At 51.5% G+C, this 21,595-nt stretch carries 18 protein-coding genes and 1 pseudogene; 7 read left to right on the top strand and 12 right to left on the bottom strand.

What is annotated here, in order from left to right; translation table 11 throughout:
* The first annotated feature begins 43 nt into the window (after positions 1-43).
* Positions 44-619: a GNAT family N-acetyltransferase gene (locus H6F93_RS12225; RefSeq protein ID WP_190681054.1), complete on the top strand. Its 576-nt coding sequence runs from the start codon at positions 44-46 to the stop codon at positions 617-619.
* A gap of 196 nt (positions 620-815) precedes the next feature.
* Positions 816-2,537: a DUF3352 domain-containing protein gene (locus H6F93_RS12220; RefSeq protein ID WP_190681052.1), complete on the top strand. Its 1,722-nt coding sequence runs from the start codon at positions 816-818 to the stop codon at positions 2,535-2,537.
* A 293-nt stretch (positions 2,538-2,830) separates the two neighbouring features.
* On the opposite strand, the gene H6F93_RS12215 is transcribed toward H6F93_RS12220, so the two are convergent.
* On the bottom strand, positions 2,831-3,313 hold the full coding sequence (locus H6F93_RS12215; protein WP_190681050.1) for a rhodanese-like domain-containing protein: 483 nt from the start codon (positions 3,311-3,313) through the stop codon (positions 2,831-2,833).
* Positions 3,314-3,562: 249 nt separating this feature from the next.
* On the opposite strand from H6F93_RS12215, the gene mutL reads away from it, so the two are divergent.
* Positions 3,563-5,620 (top strand): DNA mismatch repair endonuclease MutL, encoded by a 2,058-nt coding sequence (gene mutL / locus H6F93_RS12205; protein WP_242043418.1) that lies wholly within the window; start codon positions 3,563-3,565, stop codon positions 5,618-5,620.
* A gap of 98 nt (positions 5,621-5,718) precedes the next feature.
* Here the strand turns inward: mutL and H6F93_RS12200 are convergent, their stop codons facing one another.
* From H6F93_RS12200 to H6F93_RS12190, 3 genes are all read right to left on the bottom strand, one after another.
* Entirely contained in the window at positions 5,719-7,644 is a 1,926-nt protein-coding gene (locus tag H6F93_RS12200) for an FAD-dependent oxidoreductase (RefSeq protein ID WP_347277285.1), read from the bottom strand.
* 341 nt (positions 7,645-7,985) lie between these two features.
* Complete coding sequence (locus H6F93_RS12195) at positions 7,986-9,452, bottom strand: type I secretion C-terminal target domain-containing protein (RefSeq protein WP_190681048.1); 1,467 nt, start codon at positions 9,450-9,452, stop codon at positions 7,986-7,988.
* 52 nt (positions 9,453-9,504) lie between these two features.
* Positions 9,505-10,398, bottom strand: coding sequence for a DNA-methyltransferase (locus H6F93_RS12190; protein WP_190681047.1), 894 nt, complete (start codon positions 10,396-10,398; stop codon positions 9,505-9,507).
* 254 nt (positions 10,399-10,652) lie between these two features.
* Here H6F93_RS12190 and H6F93_RS12185 point away from each other — a divergent pair, with 254 nt between their 5' ends.
* Positions 10,653-11,516 (top strand): fructosamine kinase family protein, encoded by an 864-nt coding sequence (locus H6F93_RS12185; protein ID WP_190681045.1) that lies wholly within the window; start codon positions 10,653-10,655, stop codon positions 11,514-11,516.
* A gap of 39 nt (positions 11,517-11,555) precedes the next feature.
* On the opposite strand, the gene H6F93_RS12180 is transcribed toward H6F93_RS12185, so the two are convergent.
* From H6F93_RS12180 to lpdA, 5 genes are all read right to left on the bottom strand, one after another.
* The gene (locus tag H6F93_RS12180) at positions 11,556-11,795 is read right to left on the bottom strand and encodes a hypothetical protein (RefSeq protein ID WP_190681043.1); all 240 of its coding nucleotides are present in this window, start codon (positions 11,793-11,795) and stop codon (positions 11,556-11,558) included.
* Complete coding sequence (locus H6F93_RS35775; RefSeq protein WP_190681183.1) at positions 11,707-11,985, bottom strand: DUF2887 domain-containing protein; 279 nt, start codon at positions 11,983-11,985, stop codon at positions 11,707-11,709. The genes H6F93_RS12180 and H6F93_RS35775 overlap by 89 nt, the downstream gene beginning before the upstream one ends.
* A gap of 22 nt (positions 11,986-12,007) precedes the next feature.
* Entirely contained in the window at positions 12,008-12,274 is a 267-nt protein-coding gene (locus tag H6F93_RS12170) for a DUF5340 domain-containing protein (protein ID WP_190643137.1), read from the bottom strand.
* A 68-nt stretch (positions 12,275-12,342) separates the two neighbouring features.
* A complete protein-coding gene (trpC, locus tag H6F93_RS12165; protein WP_190681040.1) occupies positions 12,343-13,227 on the bottom strand; it encodes an indole-3-glycerol phosphate synthase TrpC in 885 nt (294 codons plus the stop codon).
* Between the two features lie 5 nt (positions 13,228-13,232).
* Entirely contained in the window at positions 13,233-14,666 is a 1,434-nt protein-coding gene (gene lpdA, locus H6F93_RS12160) for a dihydrolipoyl dehydrogenase (protein WP_190681038.1), read from the bottom strand.
* Positions 14,667-14,750: 84 nt separating this feature from the next.
* On the opposite strand from lpdA, the gene H6F93_RS12155 reads away from it, so the two are divergent.
* The 3 genes from H6F93_RS12155 to H6F93_RS12145 all read left to right on the top strand — a co-directional run bounded on the left by H6F93_RS12155 (position 14,751) and on the right by H6F93_RS12145 (position 19,516).
* The gene (locus H6F93_RS12155) at positions 14,751-17,273 is read left to right on the top strand and encodes a tellurite resistance TerB family protein (RefSeq protein ID WP_190681036.1); all 2,523 of its coding nucleotides are present in this window, start codon (positions 14,751-14,753) and stop codon (positions 17,271-17,273) included.
* On the top strand, positions 17,270-18,601 hold the full coding sequence (locus H6F93_RS12150; protein WP_190643141.1) for an ATP-binding protein: 1,332 nt from the start codon (positions 17,270-17,272) through the stop codon (positions 18,599-18,601). Before H6F93_RS12155 ends, H6F93_RS12150 begins: the two co-directional genes overlap by 4 nt.
* Before the next feature lie 84 nt (positions 18,602-18,685).
* Complete coding sequence (locus tag H6F93_RS12145) at positions 18,686-19,516, top strand: SWIM zinc finger family protein (protein WP_190681035.1); 831 nt, start codon at positions 18,686-18,688, stop codon at positions 19,514-19,516.
* Positions 19,517-19,526: 10 nt separating this feature from the next.
* Here the strand turns inward: H6F93_RS12145 and H6F93_RS12140 are convergent, their stop codons facing one another.
* The 3 genes and pseudogenes from H6F93_RS12140 to H6F93_RS12130 all read right to left on the bottom strand — a co-directional run.
* The gene (locus H6F93_RS12140; RefSeq protein ID WP_190643142.1) at positions 19,527-19,712 is read right to left on the bottom strand and encodes a PCP reductase family protein; all 186 of its coding nucleotides are present in this window, start codon (positions 19,710-19,712) and stop codon (positions 19,527-19,529) included.
* A gap of 199 nt (positions 19,713-19,911) precedes the next feature.
* Positions 19,912-21,273 carry a photosystem II reaction center protein CP43 gene (gene psbC / locus H6F93_RS12135; RefSeq protein WP_242042592.1) on the bottom strand — a complete coding sequence of 454 codons (1,362 nt, stop codon included), beginning with the start codon at positions 21,271-21,273 and terminating at the stop codon, positions 19,912-19,914.
* A 7-nt stretch (positions 21,274-21,280) separates the two neighbouring features.
* Positions 21,281-21,595: pseudogene (locus H6F93_RS12130) on the bottom strand (photosystem II D2 protein (photosystem q(a) protein)); the annotation flags it as partial.

Raw genomic sequence — 21,595 nt, 5'->3', positions numbered from 1 at the left:
GGCTTACAGGATTAATTCTTTTAGCTATTGGTTCTACGACGGGATGGAAATTATTGATTTACAGCCTGATGCAGAAGAGGCGATCGCCCAAACCGCCACACTTCTAATTGAAGGATTTAGACAGCACTGGAAAACTGCCTGGACAGATCTAGATAGCGCCCTAACAGAAGTAAGGGAATCGTTTGGGGAGGATCGAATTAGCCGAATTGCAGTAGATCAATCGGGCAAGGTGCTGGGCTGGATTGGGGGAATTGAGCAGTATGACGGCAAGGTGTGGGAACTGCATCCCTTAGTGGTTGACGCAGCGTATCAAGGGCAGGGAATTGGGCGATCGCTCGTCACCGACTTAGCAGAACGCGCCAAAGAACGAGGCGGGTTAACGTTGTGGGTAGGCACTGACGATGAGGATGACATGACCACTTTGGCAGGCGTTAACCTTTACCCAAACGTGTTAGATCACATCGCCCGCATTCAGAATTTGAAGGGGCATCCCTATGAGTTTTACCAAGAGTGCGGTTTCGTCATCATGGGAGTGGTGCCAGACGCGAACGGATTGGGGAAACCCGATATTTTGATGGCGAAATCACTGGTTCGCGGCGGCAGTAGAAGTAGGAGTTAGCGGTTTAATTTTGCCTTGCCCAGTTGAGGTTGATTTTGCGGCACATGGCAGTTGTAAGACAAAGGTTTTCTTAGAGCCAGCCATTTTAGATTTGGGGCAGGTTGCCGTACTAAACTAAGTCTTGGCATCTCGGTGTCTGACACAGGTTGTTTTACCTGGAGAATGCCTCAAATCGCCCTGTCCATTAAATGCCCCCATGAAGCTTCGTACTTTTTTCTATGCTCTGGCTGGTAGTGTGCTGGTGCTGCTGCTGGTCGCCGTTGGCGGATTCTTTTGGATCGCGGCACACAGTCCGCTGTCGCTGTTGCAGGGCGGAGGGCAAGCAAGTCCGGCGGCGGCAATGTTTGTGCCCAAGCAGTCGCCCCTAATGGTGTCGCTGCTGGTCAAACCCGATCGCCTGGAATCTTTTCGGCTGACGATCGCCCCCCAGTCAGAGCGCAGACGGGCACGGACAGAAATCAATCAGCTTAAAAACAGCTTGCTCACCAGCACGGGCTTAGACTACGAGCAAGACGTTCAGCCCTGGCTCGGCGACGAAGTCACCTTTGCCGTCACTACGCCCGACTTTGACCGGGACGACGAAAACGGAGCGCAAGTTGGATATCTCGTGGCGATCGCCACTCAAGACCCAGAGCGATCGCGAGAATTCCTTCAGCTTTTCTGGCAAAAACGGGCGATCGCTGGAATGGATTTAGTCTTCGAGCAATACGCTGGAATCAAGTTAATCTACAGCCAACCTTCCCCAACCCCTAACCCTCAATCCCCAACCCCTGACCCCCAACCCTCCCTTGCCACGGCTGTAGTAGGCGATCGCTTCGTCCTTTTCGCCAACCATCCCAAAGTTCTGCGAGCTGCAATTAATAATGTTCAGGCTCCTGGATTGAGTCTGAGCAACAGCAAGTCTTACCAGCAGGCATTACAACGGTTGCCCGATAGTCAAATTGGTCTAGCGTTTGTCAACTTGCCCCAACTGTCGCAGTGGCTAGACGGGGAACGCACTACCGAAACCGTTTCTCCCTACGAAGACTTGGTCGTGGCACTAGAGCTAGATCGTCAAGGATTGTTGGCGGAAACCGCACTGTTAACTTCACCGGGTGAGAAGCTAACGCCTGCTAAACCTGCTTTGTCGAAACCCGTCGGTGCGTTAGATTTCATTCCTGCAACCAGTCCACTCACAGCAGCGGGGACTGATTTGCAGCAGTTTTGGAATGAACTGTCTAACGGCGTAACGGCTTACGATCGGCTATCTAATTTGATCAATCAGCCCCTTGCTGAACTACAAGCCCAGTGGGGAATTGACCTGCCAGAAGAGATGTTTAGCTGGGTGAAGGATGAATATGCGTTAGGTCTGTTGCCTCGCGCTGACCAGCCGCAACCCGACTGGGTTTTTGTTGCAAAGAAGGCGGATGGTGCAGCAGAAGCGGTTGATCACCTGGATGCGATCGCCCAGCAACAAGGGCTCAGCCTTGGCACTCTGACTCTAGGCGACCAGCAAACTTCCGCCTGGACAAAACTTACAACCACTGCCGCCAGTCGCCCTACTCGTAAGCGCAATCGCGATGCAGAAGCCGTCACCTTGAGTGCAGAAGTGCAGGGAATCCACACAACCGTGGGGAACTACGAAATTTTTGCGACCTCCGTAGAGGCGATGAACCAAGTACTTCAGGCAACCGAAAATCCTTTACTCAATGACTCAGAGTTTCAGCAGGCGATCGCTCCTCTCGCAGACGCAAACGACGGCTACCTTTATCTCAACTGGCAGTCTGTCCACGAACTGGTCGAGCAACGTTTCCCAATCGTGAAGCTAGCAGAACTGGCAGGCAAATCGTTTTTTGATCATGTGCGATCGCTCACCGTCAGCAGCTATGGCAGCGAAGCTAACTTGCGGCGTGGAGCCGTCTTCGTTCGGTTGAAATGATTGCTTGAGCCTCTTAACCTCATTCCCGAGTAAAACTGGGAACGCCCACAGTAGTGGCGCAGCAACTCTCAAGTGTTGGGTTTCGCCCTGCTCCACCCAACCTACAGGTCTACTATATGCAGGTTATGTAGGTTGGGTGAAGCGCAGCGGAACCCAACATTCTAAGCTTGATGCGCTAGTAAGGCTCTGCCTCGTAAACAGGGCTAAAGACAAGAGAATGTCTTGTAATAAGCAAAGATCTCCGACTTTTTGAAGAAATCGGAGATCTAATCTTTAAGGCAGTGCCCTAGTTCCTAGCCTTCCTTTTTCCGCTCTTCGGTGAACTCAGCGATGCGCGAGACAACGTTGTATTCACCTGAGCTAACGGGGTGATCGTCAGTGCCAGTTCCTTCAACTGGTCCACCAATTTCTGTCCAGGCATCCATGCCGCCCTGCAGTTCGGCAACCTTTTGGAACCCAGCTTGACGCAAAGCGTTAGCAGCGGCAGCCGTTTCTTGATCATTCGCGCCATATATGTAAATGTCACGGCTATGCTCCAGACTAGATTCTGCTCTGTCTGCTAGCGCATCCATTTGCATGGTGATTGCGCCCATGATGCGGCAAGCGTTAAAAGAATCGCGATCGCGCACATCAACGATGGTCAAAGCAGGTTCGCCCCACTGCAACCGTCCTTTTAACTCGGTTGCGGTTGCTTGGGGATGAAAGCCAGGGGGGGTAGGTGTTACATCTGGAAGTTTATCTTTAGCGTTTGCAATAGCGTCTTGTAAGTCTGCCATAAAAAATTAACCTCTCTTTTTTCAAAGATGTTTCTTACAGCAACCTAACAAGCCAATTAAAAGTGACCGTCCCCCCTGAGGGAGAACGCCCACCAGAATCTTTCTTTAGGCACAACCCATTCTGAAGTATTCAGATTTGACCGCCTAAAAAATGGGCTCAAAGAATTTTGGGCTTCTCACTTTAGATAGTAGAGTCTGGTAGATCAGCTCGCATTCACTGAATTAGATCTGCCGACCTAAACTGGATTCATGACATCCAGAATTCAAACTTTACCAACAGAGGTTGTGCATCTGATTGCGGCTGGAGAGGTAATTGACTCCTTAGCTGCGGTTGTGCGAGAGCTAGCCGAAAATGCAATCGATGCTGGGGCAACCCGAATTACAGTCTCACTTTGGCTTGAGCAATGGCGAGTTCGAGTTGCAGATAACGGTACTGGGATGGAGCTAGCCGACTTGCAGCAGGCAGCGACCCCTCATAGCACCAGCAAAATTCGCGATCGCCAAGACCTCTGGCAAATCCACAGTCTGGGCTTTCGAGGTGAAGCGCTGCACAGCCTATCCCAACTTGCCTCTTTAGACATTTGCAGCCGCCGAGCCGAGGCAAATTCGGGCTGGCGAATTGCTTATGACACACAGGGAGAACCCGTGCAGGTTGAAGCTGTAGCGATCGCCCCCGGCACTATTGTCACCGTCAGCGACCTGTTCAAAACTATCCCCACCCGTCGCCAGGGATTGCCCACCCCTGCCCAACAGCTTCGCGCCGTTCAAACCACAATTCAGCACATTGCCCTTTGCCACCCCCACATCACCTGGCAAGTCGAGCAGAGTGACCGTCCCTGGTTCTCCATTTGGGCAAATCACAGCCCTCAGCAAATCCTGCCGCAGTTTTTAAGAGAAGTGCAGCCTGGAGATTTAAGAGAGAGCGAGTTTGAAGGGGTTAGAGGGGCGGAAGAAGGGCTTGGGGGCTGGGGGCTAGGGGCTAGGGATTCAGAAGTAGAAGATAAAAACTTAGAACCCGAAGACCAGAACCCGGAGTTTCAGGTTCAGAACTCGGCACTTCAAGCTCTGAGCTCGGACTTTCCAGTTCAGACCCCGGAACTTCTAGGTCAAAACAAGAACATTCCTATCCAAAATGAGAACGTTCCAGTTCAAAGTGAGAACATTCTAGGTCAAAACAAGAACGTTCCAGTTCAAAACAAGAATGTTCTAGTTCAAAACGAGGACATTCTAGGTGAGAACAAGAACGTTCCCGTTCTCACCCCCAAACCCGCTATCCAAACCTCAAATCTCAAATCTCAAACTTCCGCTCTAACCCCTAGCCCCCAGCCCCCAGCCCCTAGCCTCTCCTCCCTCCTCCTGCTCGGACTCCCCGATCGCTGTCATCGTCACCGTCCCGACTGGGTGAAAGTGGCAATTAACGGGCGAGTCGTCAAAGTGGCAGAGCTAGAGCAGACTATTTTGGCAGCATTCCGCAGAACCCTGCCGCGCGATCGCCATCCCGTTTGTTTTTTGCACCTTCAAGTCGCCCCTGAGCAGATCGACTGGAACCGCCACCCCGCCAAATCAGAAATTTACCTGCACCAGATGACCCAATGGCAGGAAATCGTGACCGAGGCGATCGCTCAAACCCTCACCCTCACTCCCAACGCCCTCGCTGAAACCGCCCATTCCCAACGAGTCACAAATCTCCTCAAAACAGCCGAAGCCCAAGGCGCTTACAACTCCAACCCCCAATCCCCAACCCCAACTCCCCAATCCCAACCCCTCACCCCCCTCAAAGCGATCGCCCAAGTCCACAACATGTACATCCTTGCCGAGCATCCCAGCGGCATGTGGCTGATCGAACAGCACATTGCCCACGAGCGGGTGCTGTATGAACGGCTGTGCGATCGCTGGCAGCTTGTGCCCCTGGAGCCACCCGTGATTTTGAACCAGCTTTCTAAGCTTCAACGGGAGCAACTTCAGCGACTTCAGCTAGAAGTCGAGCTATTTGGCGAAAATCTTTGGGCTGTTCGCACTGCACCAGAGCCATTAGCCCTGAGAGAAGACCGTGCAGAAGCATTGATTGAGCTAAGTCTGGGCGGCAATTTAGAATCTGCCCTGGTTGCCACCGCTTGCCGCACCGCTATTCGCAACGGCACTCCCCTCGGCCTCACCGAAATGCAGACGCTCCTAGACCAGTGGCAGCAGACCCGCCATCCGCGCACCTGCCCCCACGGTCGCCCGATCTACCTTTCCCTGGAAGAATCGAGCCTGTCGCGGTTCTTTCGGCGGCATTGGGTCATTGGCAAGAGCCATGGGATTTAGAGGGCGTTTGAACAGTAGCGAATATCCTCTGTAAGGGCGTAGCATTCGGCAAGTAGACCCTGGAGTAGACCGAAAATCCTTGCCCGAATGCCACGCCCCTACCAGTCCAACCGCAACCCCTGATCGAGAAAATGCTGCTGAAGTTCTGGCATGTGCTGTTGAGGGATTTGGGCAGGGGTGAGGGTCGGTTGCGCCTGAGTGACAAGCCAACCAGCAGTTGATCCAGCAGCAGCACCAATGCTCCATTCGCTGTGATGAATGCGGGTAAGGGCATTGACAATGTGGGTAACGGCAATGCCCTTGCTGCCAATGATCAAATTGTCTACACCTTGCGGAATTAAGCTCTCCAGCGGAATCACGACTGGTCGCACCTTAAATTCGCGGGCGGGAGCGCTGCCTGCTTCCCAGGAAGGTTCCCAGTTGCGGTAGCGGCAACCGTGAATATCAATGTCGTAATGAGTGATGGCGATCGCCGTCTCCCCAAACTCACGCCCACCCGCCTGGTCCATTCTCAAATCAGACTCGCGCATCATAAATTCATCCTGACCATAAGCCTGTCGCCCTAAAATCCGGCGACCTTCGCGAATGTAAGGCACCATACTCAACCCCGAAACAGTGCCCATTGGGGCATCCGCTCCTGACAGGTACGCTAGCGGAAAGTCAGGCTGAGACTGCGTTTCCATCAGCCATTGGGCAAATAATAAAGCGTGATTTTCAGCGTGTTTGAGGGCGATCGGCGAAATTCCTCCCAACCAGTTTTGGCGTTGCCCAGAGCCATCCAGTTCCGCGTCAGTCAAGATCAAAGGCGGATTCATCCACGTCCAATCGTTGCCCCGATTCCAGTTGACCATTGTGATGTCACCGGGGGCAGGCGTTGTGGTGAAAGGATCGTTGCGCGTCGTGCTAACAATCCGGCGATAGTGAAAAAAACTGCGTCCCGAAAAGACTGGAAACCCTTCCAGAGCAAACTCCCGGCGGTGTTCTTCACGGGAATATTCTGGTTGCACTTGAGCTAGCGATCGCAAACTTTCACCCTGATCATCGTGAAGGGCGATCGCAAACGGATAGGTAAACGCCTGGGTACAGGCTGGATTGTCTCGCTCAGAAGCATTCGCCTCCCCAGTAGTTGCCCGTGCCTCAGATCCCAGCCGATGGGGAATATCCGCCCAGCCAACCAATTCTCCCGTATCAGTAGCATCAATTACGATCAGCCGCTTCCCTGCTGGTGCTTGGAGCCGCAACGGAATTTTGCTAAATGCCTCACTGTCTGACCAGGAATACCAGTCCGCGATCTCTTGCGAGAATCGCCCCTGGGGAACATAACGAGAATCTTCGGAAACTCGCTGCACCGCATAGATAGCGGTGATTTCTGTTCCCGTCTGATCAAACTCCGCTCCCTTAAAAGCTGTAGAAGTCTGCCAGCGGCTACCCGGAGCCTGCTGCATGGAGCTTTGAAGCAACTGCTCTGCCGCCATAGCGCCTGCCCTGGGCGGAAAACAGAGCGTCCCCACCCAACAGCGATTGATGTCTGCAACTTTTTGCGGCTGCGGCAGATTTGTCCATTCGGGCAACGTGACCGGCTGCTGTTCAATCAAATCCTTGAACTTAAACCAGCTTTGGGAAAAATTTTGCTCTGCCCGCATGGTTAGCGATTCATCAATCGCAGAAACAGCTTGAGCGCTAATCTGTCCGCCCAACCAAGGAGCAAGTTCAATCAGGCAAGTGGTTGCGCCCGACTGCATTGCATGAGCCGCTGCTGCCACCCCACCCAGGGAACCACCCACGACGACCACTTCACATTCCCACACCGCCTCAGCGGTTGGAAGTGGGTTTAGCTGTGGTCTACCATTTGCTGGATTAGAGGACGAAACGTCTGAGGCAGGAGTGGGTTGAACGTCGCTTGGATCGGAGTCAGATTGGCTCTGAAAGCGTTGAGGAAACCCTAGCAAGAAACCTGCGATGCTTGCTATGACAAGAAAGCCTAAGGTAGCTCCCAAAATCCGCTTTGAAGAGGATCGTTTCACGTCGATTTCCTATACGTCACCGCAAGGTTTTTAGCACGCTTTGCGGGTAGGCTGTCAACTTTGGTCGGGGGAAAGGAAATGTTCTCGTTTTGAACTGGAGCATTTTCATTTTGGATAGGAACGTTCTTGTTTTCATCTGGAAGTGCCTCACTTTGAACAGGAACGTTCTTGTTCTGACCTAAAGTGTTCTTGTTCCAACCTAGAAGCTTCGGGTTCTGAACTGGAAGTTTCAAACTCAGAGCTTGAAATGCCAAACTCTGAGCCTGAAACTCCGGGTTCTGGTCTTCAGGTTTTAAGTTTTTATCTTCTACTTCCGAATCCCTCGCCGCCAACATTCCACTTTACAAAACAAAGTTTTGAGGATTGAGATCAGTTGCGATCGTATTCTGCAAGATGTTGAGCAGTTTGGAGGTGCCTGAGCCATCCAGGTCAATTCGCACAACGGTGTCTGCTCCATTTTGCTGAAGCTGAATCAGGTCATTAAAGGAAGTTGAGCTAGAGTAATCCTCTTCAACTAAGGCTCTTCTCAAATTGATTACATCTTCAGCGGGGTCGAAGTCGATGATAGTGTCACCTCGTTCAGCGGTGCTGTAGTAGACGAAGCGATCGCGCCCAACTCCACCCTGCAATAAATCGCGGTCTAACCCGCCGATCAGCGTATTGTTGCCTTCCCCACCAATCAGTTCGTCGGCTCCATCCCCGCCTTTGAGAATATCGTTGCCTGCTTTACTGGTGAGGCGATCGCCCAACGCTGCCCCTGTTAAAACATCATCCCCCGTTGATCCCTCGATCTCTAATGCTCTAATTGAATTATCTGTCCTGGCAACAACTGTTTCCGCACGAGGGGATGCAGTTGCGCGCGAGGATGACAATCGCCACAGCTTGATCCTGCCGTCTTCACTGGCTGTTACAACGTGCCGACCATCCGCTGAAAAATCAATGTACTCAACGCCGCGAGTGTGTCCAGGAATTCTGGCTAGCAGCTTAAAATCTGAAACTCGATATAGCCTGAAGCCTGTCTCACCAGGTGGCAATCTATCACCACCGCCACTACCCGTTGCCAAATATCTACCATCTGGAGAGAAGGCGACCGCTTCTACCAATGTGCGATGCCTTAACTCTCGTAGCAATTTGCCTGTGCCAAAGTCAAAGATTTTAACGACATTCTCTCTGCTGTTTGCCGTTGCCATCAACCGACCATTGGGTGAAACCCGGACTGATTTGATCGATCCTTCTCCACGAGCCGCCCTAATCGTGCGTAACAATCGACCATTGGCTGCAACAGAAACCTTCACGGTCTGGTCAGCAGCACCCGTTACGACCAGCCTGCTGCCGCGAGTGAAGTCGATCGAATTGATCTCTCGACCATGTTCAATTCGGTCTTCGTGGCGCAGCTTTAAATTGCCAGCATTGTAGACTCTGACATCCTCCCGATCGGGAGCTACAAAATACCTGCCGTCGGGCGAGTAAGCAATTCCATCTGCCCCTCTGCCACCCAGTGATTTCAGCAGTTTGCCGTTACTAGTGCGATAAATTTTGACCCCAGCGCTGTTGCCAGATGCGGCAATTTGCCGACCATCGGCAGAAAAGTAAACAGCCTCGACTTCTCCGCGCTTATTGGCTGAGGAGCCAGTCTGATAAACCATTTCCCGAATCAGCTTGCCAGTGCTAGCTCGCCAGAGCCTCAGTTTGCCGTCTCCACCACCAGAGACAATCAAATTGCCCTTAGGAGAAAACTCTACAGTTTCAGAAGTTCCATTCACACCACGAGGGTCTGCTACCGCTGTCCAAACTAAAGTTAAATTCATGATGCTCTGGAAAAAACGATCGCCATTATTTTGGCTTAAAAAATCTTTAGGTTCAGCGGATAGATTCTCTTCTGGCTGAATTTTTGCGATCGCACTCAATCCATTCCGCTTGCGTCATTCGGCGCACATTTTCGATTCGCTTGACTGCCCAATCGTTGTATTCCAGATTCAGGTCACATCCCATCCAGCGACGGTTGAGCTGTTCCGCCACCACAAGCGTTGTGCCTGATCCCGAAAATGGATCAATGACTAGATCTCCAGGATTGGATGACGCAAGCACAAATTTTCTAAGTAGCTCTTCAGGCTTTTGGGTGGGATGGGGAGTTGTTTCTCCCATGCCGTTACAGGTCGTCGGAATTTCGAGCACATCTTTGGGCTTTGCCCCTTTTGGGTTCGGCATCCAGTTATCACGCTTTTTGGTTGTGCCCTTGCCATACGCGCTGGTCACTGCTTGCGGATGTGAAGGATATTTCAACGTGTGTGCGCCGTAGGGAATGCGGATATCGTCGAGGTTGAGCCGAACCGCTTCTGATTTGCGAAAGTGAATAATGCTCTCGTGCGATCGCCCCCAATCCTTGCCCAGATTCGCCTTATTCTTATAGTGCCAAATCAACCAGCGGCACCCTTTGAAGTATCTAGAAGCCGGATACTTGAGATCAGCCAGAATTTCAGAAAAGCCACAGATGTAGAGAGAACCCGTTGGCTTGAGAATGCGGGAAGCTTCACCAATCCATTGCAGCGACCATTTGATGTACTGTTCCTGAGTTTCAAAATTGTCCCAATCCGCTTTTTTGATGTTGTAGGGCGGATCGGCAAAAATCAAGTCAGCGCTTTCAGCATCAAGGGATCTTAGCCAATCAATAGAATCGCCTTGATAGAGCTGTCCATGCAGATGCGAGTAGTGCAGTTGAAACCCCTGAGTGAGAGGATTTAACTGTTGCTTCATTGGTTACGAGTTTAATCTGTCTGCGACTGCTGTAGATTCTATCGGAGCAATCCTGGTTTGAGTAGTCATACCGTCAGCGCAGCGATTCAAATCACAGAGTCGTTCAGGATCGTCGGAATGAGGATTAGCGATACGATTGAACAGCGCAAAAAGTAATGAATTTAGGCGAATCAAATTGATCGACATCTGGTGCTGTCGAGTAGTAGTCAGGTTCTAATCGATCTAATCCCTAACCCCTAATCCCCAACGCCCCCATGTGGAACCGCATTGCTGAACAGATCAGCCAAACAACTGGGAAAACCTTCCAGGAGCCACAACGCCGTCCAGTTGGCGGTGGCAGCGTAAATCAGGCGTATGCACTGACCAGTGGCAGTCAGTCCTACTTTGTCAAAATCAACCAAGCAACCCGGATTGCCATGTTCGAGGCGGAGGCGTTGGGGCTAAAGCAGATTGCTAGCACTAAAACAATTCGAGTGCCTAAACCCATATGCTGGGGAACGGTAGACGGCTCGGCTTACATTGTGCTGGAATGGCTCGATCTGGGTTATGGCACCCATCGAGCTTGGGAAGAAATGGGACGCAATTTGGCAGCAATGCATCGAGTGAGCAGCGATCGCGGCTTTGGGTGGGAGCAGCAAAACACAATCGGCTTTATGCCTCAGGTCAACCCTTGGACGACCGACTGGACAGAATTTTTTGTACAGCAGCGGATTGGCTATCAGTTTCAGCTTGCAGAGCGGCGAGGCGGCAATTTCCCTAACAAAGAGCGATTGCTGGCAGCGATCCCAGAACTCCTTGCAGGGCACAATCCCCAATCATCTCTAGTTCATGGTGATTTGTGGTCGGGTAACGCAGCAGTGACGCAGCTAGAAGAGCCTGTAATTCTTGACCCGGCAACCTATTTTGGCGATCGTGAAGTAGACCTCGCCATGACTGAACTGTTTGGTGGCTTCCCCAATGAGTTTTACCGCGCTTACGACAAAGCATTTCCGCTGGAGCCAGGCTACGAACGACGCAAAACGCTCTATAACCTATACCACATCCTCAATCACTTCAATCAGTTTGGTGGCAGCTACGAAGGTCAAGCAAATCGCATGATCGCCTCACTACTTGGGTAATTCCGTAGCTGTATCTATACAGGTTTCTCGGTACCGCGCCTATGGCTTCCGTCCAAAACGATTGAGCAATTCTTCACGGGATAGCTGAACCAGGAGCGGCGTAAATTTTTCAGGCAGTAGGTTGATTACGACTTGTACAACGCTAGTCAATTCCTTATCCAAACTTCCAAACCTAGCTTTGAGCAAATTTTCAACAATTTCCTGTCGTCCTTCCTGTCGTCCTTCTTGTACAGCTTCCTGGTAGGCTCTGCTGTGTTTTATGATGTCTAGTCCTAGCATTGTCCGAATCTCCTTCCAGTCTGTAGACGGGGCACTTAGTGGTACCGGTGGGTAGCAGCACCCCGTCAATGCGGAAAGCGGTCTGCTTGATCTCCACAGAGCGAAACCCATAGTTCTTAGCTTCGCTAGCGGTTTGCCCAATTAGCTCAAAGAAGATACTGGGCGATCGCTGAAACAGACGGTAGAACAGAGAATCAGTTCTCGTGCCCTGGTTACTGCGGTTTCAGTAAATCTGAAGGGGTAGCTGCCTCAGACTTAGAGTTGTTTAATGACCAGCGATATTCGATGGGTAGGTCAGTTCGCCGACAGCTTTCCTCTAGCTGCTTTTGCTGAGAAAGCGCCTTTCGCAGAGTGATGATCAGTTCATGGACTTGCTCTTGCTGCGGGTTACGTTGACCGACAGCAAACACGGTTTGGCGTTCTAAGAGCTGCAACAGTAATTCGTAGTGAATGTGCGAGGGAAGAGGGATCGGCTCCATTTAAGCTCAGTCCAAATAACGGTTTAACGTATGTTGATACGCTGAGTAAAACGTCTTGTCAGGGCAAGTTACTCAGAGAATAGGGTGGCGATCGCCCCAGCGGGATCAGCCTGCTTCACCAGAGACTCACCTACTAAAATTGCGTTAGCCCCTGCTTGACCAACCAGCTTCAGGTCTGCAAACGTGTGCAAGCCCGATTCGCTGACCGTCAAAATGCCACGCTCTTTTAGCACTGGAAGCTTTGCCGCCATAATTTGGCGAGTCGTCTGCAAGTCAACAGAGAAATCTTCTAAATTTCGGTTGTTGATACCCACTAGGGTAACGCCCTGTAAGGCTAACACGCGACCCATTTCGGCTAAAGTGTGAACTTCGATCAGGGCAGTCATTCCCAAGGCATTGGTGATTTTAAGAAAATATTGCAGATCTTTGTCTGAAAGAATAGCGGCAATCAGCAAAACCGCATCCGCTCCTTGTGCCCTTGCCATATAGATCTGGTAAGGGTAAATCACAAAATCTTTGCATAGCAGCGGCACATCAACTGCGGCTCGAATTTCCTGCAAATAGTCAAAGTTGCCCTGGAAGAATTTTTGGTCAGTCAGGACAGAGATGCAGGCTGCGCCACCTTGCTGATAGGACTGTGCGATCGCCACCGGGTCAAAATCTTCCCGAATCACGCCTCTACTGGGTGATGCTTTTTTAACCTCAGCGATCAGTGCAGGTTGAGTTTTGCCCTGGCGCAACGCTGCGACAAAATCATGGGGTGGAGGAGCGGCTTTTACCTGCTGCTGAAGTTTGACCAGCGGCAGGCGTTCGCGCATCTGGTCAACTTCAGCTTCCTTGTGCCAGACAATTTCCTCCAAGATATGGCGAGGAGCCGCATCAGGCACAGTAACCTGATAGCGCAGACTTTGGACGGCAACTGCGGGATTGGGAGGACGACGACGAATTTGCATGTTTCTTAATGAGTGGCGATCGCGCGTTTGTAGGCCTCATCCAGCACTTCCGAGAGTGTGGGATGAGTGTGAACCAAGAAGGCCAAGTCGTGAACGGATTGGCGTTTGGCGATCGCGTTGGCGGCTTCCTGAATCAGGTCAGAGGCATGGAAGCCCAGAATGTGTGCGCCTAGCACCTCGCCCGTATCTTGACGATAAATAACTTTAGCTAAACCGTCCGTTTCACCTTCGGCGATCGCCTTAGAATTTCCTTTGAAGTAGGAGCGTACCGTCCCTACCTCAAACCCTTCCGCCTTGCCGAGTTCCTTGGCGGCGGGTTCTGTCAAGCCGACAAAGCTAATTTCGGGATGGGTAAAGGCGGCGGCGGGAATGCTGCGGTAATCGACCTCACGAGAACGTCCACAAATGTTTTCTACGGCAACGACTCCTTGAGCCGAGGCAGCGTGAGCTAGCATCATCTTGCCGGTCGAATCACCGATTGCCCACAGATGCGGCAAGGGTTGACCCTCTGAGAGAACCGCCATCTGATCATTAACGCTGATGAATCCTCGGCGATCGGGTTCAATCCCAACGGACTCCAAGCCCAAATCTTGCGTGGCAGGGATTCGTCCAGTTGCCACCAGACAAGCATCCACTTCCAAAACTTCTACGACTTCTTTGGTTTTGGCATCTGCTAGCTCAATTACGACAGGTGATCCCGGCGTTACTTTCTTTGCTAGCAGCCCCACTTTTGTCTCGATATCGCGAGGAGTAATCAACACCCGTTGAGCCAGTTTGGCAATGTCAGGATCGAACCCTGGCATGAGCTGATCGAGTGCTTCAATCAGCGTAATCTCGCTACCCAGGGCAGTGTAAATGTCGGAAAATTCCAGCCCGATGTAGCCGCTGCCTACGATCGCCACCCAGGAAGGCAACCAGTCGAGCTTTAAGCCATCGTCACTGGTGAAAACGGTTTTGCCATCTAGCTCAATTCCGGATGGCACAAAGGGCACGGAGCCAGGGGAGAGAATAATGTCTTGAGCAGTGACAACTTTTTCGCCTTCGGGAGTGGCGATCGCCACCTTCTGATTTCCAGCCAGCTTACCCCGGCCATAGATCACATCTACGCTCAGACGCTTGAGGCTGTTGGTCATATCACCGCGAATTTTGCTCACCAAGTTGTTGGCGTGGTCAGCGATCGCCTCCCGCTCAAACGACACCTGCTCAACCTGAATGCCCAGTGCCTTGAGGTGGTGGGCATTTCGCAACTCGCGCACCCGTCCCGAAGCCGCCAACAGCGCTTTAGACGGAATACAGCCCCGGTTTACACAGGTGCCGCCCATTTCCGCCATTTCTACAATGGCAGTCTTTAGCCCACAGCTAACGGCGTGCACGGCGGCTCCATGTCCCCCCACACCTGCGCCAATAATCACCAAGTCGTAATCAAATCCATGACTCACTTCCGTCTCTCCGTCCAGTCGCGCTGTATCAAGTATCCTATTTAATTCTCAACTGGAGTCGGTCAATTAGACAACACCCAGCTCTTGGTTAACGGCACAAAGCATAAGACGGTACACTGGTCAAAATATGGCATCTTCTATATCCTGATGGAATTTCACCCCTTTTGGGAACTGCTCGACAAGCTAGGAATTTCCTTACCCAACTCACTTGCAAATCGGCAAAAGCAGCTCAACACGCCTGCTGAAAATCCGCGTCAGCGAAGGAGTGCTGCGAGACCTCAACGTCACGAAGTTGAGCAAATGCTCGATTTGCTAGACGCAACCATTGAGTTTGGCGAGCTTCCAACCAGTTTGCGAGATGAAGTTTCAACTTCTAAGAACTGCTGGGTGTCGCCTGGTGAAACGGTAGAGGTAGCAGGCTATAGAATTCCGGGCATGGTGTATGTCGGAGATAGCTTGCCTATGATTGGGCGCTACGGAGTGGAGCCAAGCCTTATTCGCCCAATGCTGAGAGCAAAAAGCAGGAAGCCTGACTATGAAAGGGTTCCTAAAAAATACAGCACGTCCTACACCCAACTGGAAGCGGTTGAACGAGCGGCTTACCTAAAATGGCTGTCAGAAGGACGAAACGCCCCCAAAGTCTACGGCACTTACGTTTGGCTATTTTTCTACGGGCTAGAGCGACGAGTACTGCATGATCTGCTCGATGAGCGCCCTACCATCGCACCAGAGGATTTGCCGGAATTTGAGCAGATTGTAGCTGAGGTGAAGCGGTTACGAGATATCTATGGCAATCCGCGCGAAAACTGGTCTTTTGCAAACAAGACAGAAACCTTCCTGGAAATTTGTCGTTTTATTCGCTCCTCCGAATTGCCAGAAGAGCTGATTGATCCAATGGCGGCAAAGCCGTTTGCGCTACAGATTGGCCTAGGGCAAAAGGTGAAACAGGGACAGCCACTTCCGGCGGAGTGGGCGATCGCCTGGTACACTCGTCTAGCAAACAATGCCCTCCCGACTGCGGCAACTCGCTGTACAGATGAATTTAAGACGCTGTTTCAACTGCGCTATCAGCAAAACTTTGGGGAGGGAATCAAGCTCAAACCCGGTAAAACTAAGCTAAAAACAAGTTACTTTCCGTCAAATCCGTCGTTTGGGCGATCGCTTGAGATTCCTGTGGGCGACCTTCCCGACATCAGCCGCTTCACCGCTAAAGTCACACAGATTGGGGAAGTGATGCTGCAATGCCGTAAGGAACTTGACCCGCTCAGTCGCTTTCTCGCCCGCAATCCTGATGCACAGAAGGCAGCGGCGGCGATCGCTCTCCTTCCAGCCGATCTTTTGCCCCTTTATGGGGGCGATGTTCTCCAAAACCTGCGAACCTGGCTGGATAAGAACTTTGCTCAGCCTAAAACTCAAGTTGCGGTCGTTTCGGGCAAAGAGGTGCTGAAACATTGGTCAGGCAGCAATCCCGAAAAACTCACCAAAACTGAGGCGAATGGATTAGCCAATACGCTAACTCGTCTGGGCTATGGCATTGAACCCGATCCTCAGTTGACTGGCACACTGCCAACATTGAAGAATAGCTTTGCCCTTTTTCGCCGAATACCTGACTCTGACAATTCAGATGAGTTAGAGCTGTCCGATGGTTTGTCAGAGGAATACGTTGAGGCAACGTTGTTGATGCAGTTGGCGATCGCCGCTGCCAGTGGTGACGAAACTCCCAATGCAATCGAACAGCAGTATTTGGAAACTCACTTAGCGTCAGTAGTAGCAGTTGAGGAATGGGAGCGATCGCGCCTCAGCGCCCACCTGCATCTGCTTTTACACGAATCAAATCTGCGAGGACTCAAAGCGCGAATTGCAAAACTAAAGCCAGCCCAGCGTCAAGAGTTTGCTCAATTTGTCGTCCAGGTCGCTACCGCTGACGGACAGGCGACTCCCCAAGAAGTTCAGGTTCTGGAGAAAATTTATAAACAGCTAGAGCTTGATTCTCAAACGCTGTATAGCGATATTCATGCGGTTAGCACAAGTGGTAGCACACCTTCCCCTCTTTCATCTCAGCCCGCTAGTGAACCTGTCACCGTTCGCAAAGCTACTCCCACCCAGGGGCACAAAATTCCTGCTCCGCCGAAAGGAAATTCTAAAAAACAAGAACTCGCCCTCGATATGTCCCTGGTACAATCCAAGCTGACAGAGTCGCAGGAAATTTCTAGCATTTTGGCAGACATCTTTGTCGATGAAGAGGTTTCCCCATCTGCCAAATCGCCTTCTCCCTCCACGACGAAAACTGATCGTCCTCACTCCAAAACGACTCAACGCCGCAAGTCCTCTAAATCCAAATCGTCCAAATCCTCTGAACTAGCAACACCCATCATTCAAGTTGCAGGTTTAGATCAGGCTCATTCAGAACTGTTGTTTACTTTGCAGAAGCAAGCGCATTGGCAACGGGAAGAACTGGAAGCGATCGCCGCTCAGCTTGATTTGATGTTAGATGGGGCGCTAGAAGTCATCAATGAGGCAGCCTTCGATCGGTGTGACGAAGCAGTAACTGAAGGAGATGACCCAGTCGAAGTGAATTCAGACGTGTTACGGAAACTACTTGCATGACCAATGGATTGATCAAAGCCAAAGACCGCGACACCGTGATTCAGTCTTTGCAGGCTGGCGTGGTGCCGCGTCGTGGACAGCATTTGATTCAGGTCGGGCGGGTCGAGGAAACCAAAGCCGTGATTCGAGATCTCGATCGGATTGCTGAAGGAGGTTCTGCCATCCGTTTTGTGATTGGTGAATATGGTTCCGGCAAAACCTTTTTTCTGTCACTGGTGAGGGCGATCGCTTTAGAAAAAAAACTGGTGACCGCCCACGCTGACCTGACTCCCGATCGCCGTCTTCACGCCACCTCAGGACAGGCGCGATCGCTCTATGCCGAACTGATGCAAAACCTGTCCACTCGTACTAAGCCCGACGGTGGCGCATTGCCCAGCGTGGTCGAGCGGTTTGTGACCTCAGCCATCAGTGAAGGGCGCGATCGCGACATTGACCCCGAAGAGGTGATTCGAGAACGGCTAGCTCACCTATCAGAAATGGTTGGCGGCTACGACTTTGCAGAAGTGATTGCCGCCTACTGGCGAGGTCACGACAGCGGCGACGAAGCTCTCAAAGCTAGTGCCATCCGCTGGCTGCGCGGCGAATACACCACCCGTACCGATGCCCGCAGTGCCCTCGGCGTAAGAACTATTGTTGACGATGCCAACGTTTACGACCAGCTTAAGCTCTTTACCCAGCTTGTTCGGCTAGCAGGCTACTCAGGCTTCCTGATCTGTCTGGATGAATTGGTCAACCTCTACAAACTCGCTAACACGCAAGCCCGAAGAAGCAACTACGAACAGATTCTCCGCATCCTCAACGACTGCCTCCAGGGAACTTCAGTTGGCTTAGGCTTCATGCTAGGCGGCACTCCTGACTTTCTCATGGATACCCGACGGGGGCTGTACAGCTACCCTGCTTTGCAGTCTCGTTTAGCAGAAAATACTTTTGCGGTGAATGGCTTGGTGGACTACAACAACCCCGTCCTGCGCTTGGGCAACCTCAGCCCCGAAGATTTATTCGTGCTGCTGAGTAAAATTCGTCATGTGTTTGCTTCTGGCGATCCCGGTCAGTACCTTCTTCCCGATGCAGGAATTCAAGCATTTATGGCACACTGCTCTCAGCGCATCGGTGATGCTTACTTCCGAACTCCCCGCAACACAGTTAAAGCCTTCATCGATCTGCTGTCCGTTTTGGATCAGAACAAACAGATCACCTGGACCGATCTCGTTGCTCAGGTCAACATCACCACTGAAGCAAATCCTGACCTGCTTACCGCTCAAATTCAGGGAAATGGCAAAGTAGTCATATCGGCCGAAGATGACGATCTGGCATCTTTTAGGCTTTAGAGGAAGAAACCATACAAAGCAAATTAGCGCTCCTGTAAGGGCTTGGCAATGCCAAGCCCCTTCTGAAACTTAAGGTAAGACATTATGATGACGGATTCTCAACCAAGCCGCGAATGGTGGGCCCAGCGATGGGTTGATGTGCTGGAATCCTTTGGCTGGGTACGCCGCCTCGCCCGTGCCCGCAACTATGCCCGTGAAGGAAATGTACTAGAAATTGAGTTTCGTGGTGCAAAGGTGTTTGCCCGTGTCCAGGGAACAGCACCCGAACCTTACAAGGTTTCGCTTTCCCTCGATCCGTTTGATGATGAGCAGTGGCAGTATGTGATTGAATCGATGGCTCAACGGGCAATTTTCTCAGCCAAGCTGCTGGCAGGTGAGATGCCGCAAAACATTGAGGAAGTGTTTACCTCAAACGGGTTGAGCTTGTTCCCGCTGACCAAGTTTGACATTCACAGCAAATGTTCTTGTCCTGATCCAGCTAATCCCTGTAAGCACATTGGGGCGGTTTATTATCTGTTGGGCGATCGCTTCAGCGAAGATCCCTTTGTCCTATTTCAGCTTCGAGGCCGCACTAAAGAAGAAATCATCACCGCCCTGCGCCAAACCCGCAGCACCAGCACCGACGACACTCCCGCTGAGATAGACGAATCAACTACTCAAGCGTCCGATTCCCAAACCCTCAACTTGCAGCAATTTTGGCAGTACAACGACCAGCTAGAATCTTCTCTTGTCGTAATTGCACCGCCGCCCAGCAGCAACACAGTGTTAGACATTCTTGGCCCAATTCCGTTGAAGGAAGGGAGCGGGGCAGGTGGAGGAGGGCAAGCGATCGCCGAATACCTCAAAACACTCTATGAAAAAGTCGGACAGCAAGCCGTTATTGCTGCCATGACCAGCAACAATCAGGACTCCTAGCTTGAATTACCTACTGTCCAAACTCAATTCGAGCTTGTTCAACCAACTCCGCCGTTACCGTTTCTAAATCAGCTTCTCTTGCCATTGCCTCAATTCGCTGTCGCGCCTGTGCCCGAACAAAGAAAGGAATATTTTTGAGTTTTGTCTCTGCCTCAGGAGTCCACTCCAAAGCATCCGTTAAATCAGAATTAGCCATATTAATAATTTGAGCCTCTAGCAGTGGGTAACTCGTTAATTGCCCACTACTTCAGTAAAAACTTCTGCCTAATTCTACAGCGGCTTAAATCCAGCAAATGGTTAAGAAGTTTAGCTCGCCAGCCTTACCCCAATCCAAGCTAATAAAAAAGCTCCTGCCAAGGCAGGAGCTTTTTTATTAACCGGAACCTAGCTTAAAACTAGTCAAGTTCAGGCATGGAGAGTACAGGCTCAGTTTCCCGATCGATACCCTTCTCGAAACCTGCCGCAGCCGCACGAGCGCGACCTGCATGCCACAGGTGACCTACTAAGAAGAAGAAACCGAGGACAAAGTGAGAAGTTGACAACCATGCACGAGGAGAGACGAAGTTGACCGAGTTAATTTCGGTCGCAACGCCGCCCACCGAGTTGAGTGAACCCAAAGGAGCATGGGTCATGTATTCAGCCGCACGACGAGCTTGCCAAGGCTGAATGTCATTCTTGATCTTGTCTAGGTCCAAACCGTTAGGTCCACGTAGTGGCTCCAACCAGGGACCTTGGAAGTCCCAGAAGCGCATCGTTTCACCACCAAAGATGATTTCTCCAGTAGGAGAGCGCATCAGGTACTTACCTAGACCAGTGGGGCCTTGAGCAGAACCAACGTTTGCACCCAAGCGCTGGTCACGCACCAAGAAGGTGAGTGCTTGAGCCTGAGAAGCTTCGGGACCTGTGGGACCGTAGAACTCACTGGGGTAAGCAGTGTTGTTGTACCAAACCATCGTGGAAGCAATGAAGCCCATCAGAGCTAGCGCACCAAGGCTGTAAGACAGGTAAGCTTCACCCGACCAGATGAAAGCACGACGTGCCCAAGCAAAAGGCTTGGTCAGGATGTGCCAGATTCCACCAAAGATGCAAGTGAAACCAACCCAGATGTGACCACCAACGATGTCTTCCAAGTTGTTGACACTGACAATCCAGCCTTCGCCACCAAAAGGAGACTTAAGCAGATAGCCAAAGATCACAGCGGGGTTCAAGGTTGGGTTTGTAACTACGCGGACATCACCACCACCGGGTGCCCAAGTGTCATACAAGCCACCGAAGAACATTGCCTTCAGCACGAGCAGGAAAGCACCGATTCCTAGTAGAACCAAGTGAATACCCAAGATGGTGGTCATCTTGTTCTTGTCTTTCCAGTCGTAGCCAAAGAAGGCTGAGTAATCTTCCAAAGTTTCAGGACCACGAACGGCATGGTAGATGCCGCCTAGACCTAGAACTGCAGAAGAAATAAGGTGCAGAACACCAACCACAAAGTAAGGGAAGGTATCAATTACTTCACCACCTGCACCAACTCCCCAACCAAGGGTAGCCAGGTGAGGCAGCAGGATCAATCCCTGCTCATACATGGGCTTTTCGGGAACAAAGTGAGCAACCTCAAACAGAGTCATTGCTCCAGCCCAAAAGACGATCAGACCTGAGTGGGCAACATGTGCACCAAGCAGTTTACCGGAAAGGTTGATCAGACGAGCATTACCAGCCCACCAGGCGAAACCGGAGGATTCCTGGTCGCGGCCGCCTGCAACCATTGAATTACTAGAGAGCGTTACCACGTGGTAGTACCTCCTCAGGGAAAGTGAAGTGTTCATGAGGCTGGTCTTGAGGAGCCATCCAAGCGCGGATGCCCTCGTTGAGCAGAATGTTCTTGGTGTAGAACGTCTCAAACTCAGGGTCTTCCGCCGCCCGAATCTCCTGCGACACGAAGTCATATGCCCGCAGGTTCAAGCCTAAGCCAACGACGCCAACGGCACTCATCCACAAGCCTGTGACCGGCACAAACAGCATGAAGAAGTGCAACCAGCGCTTGTTCGAGAAGGCAATCCCGAAAATCTGCGACCAGAAGCGGTTCGC

Source organism: Leptolyngbya sp. FACHB-671, from assembly GCF_014695745.1.
Taxonomy (GTDB): Bacteria; Cyanobacteriota; Cyanobacteriia; order Elainellales; family Elainellaceae; genus JAAUTN01.
This window is presented reverse-complemented; position numbering and strand designations above follow the sequence as displayed.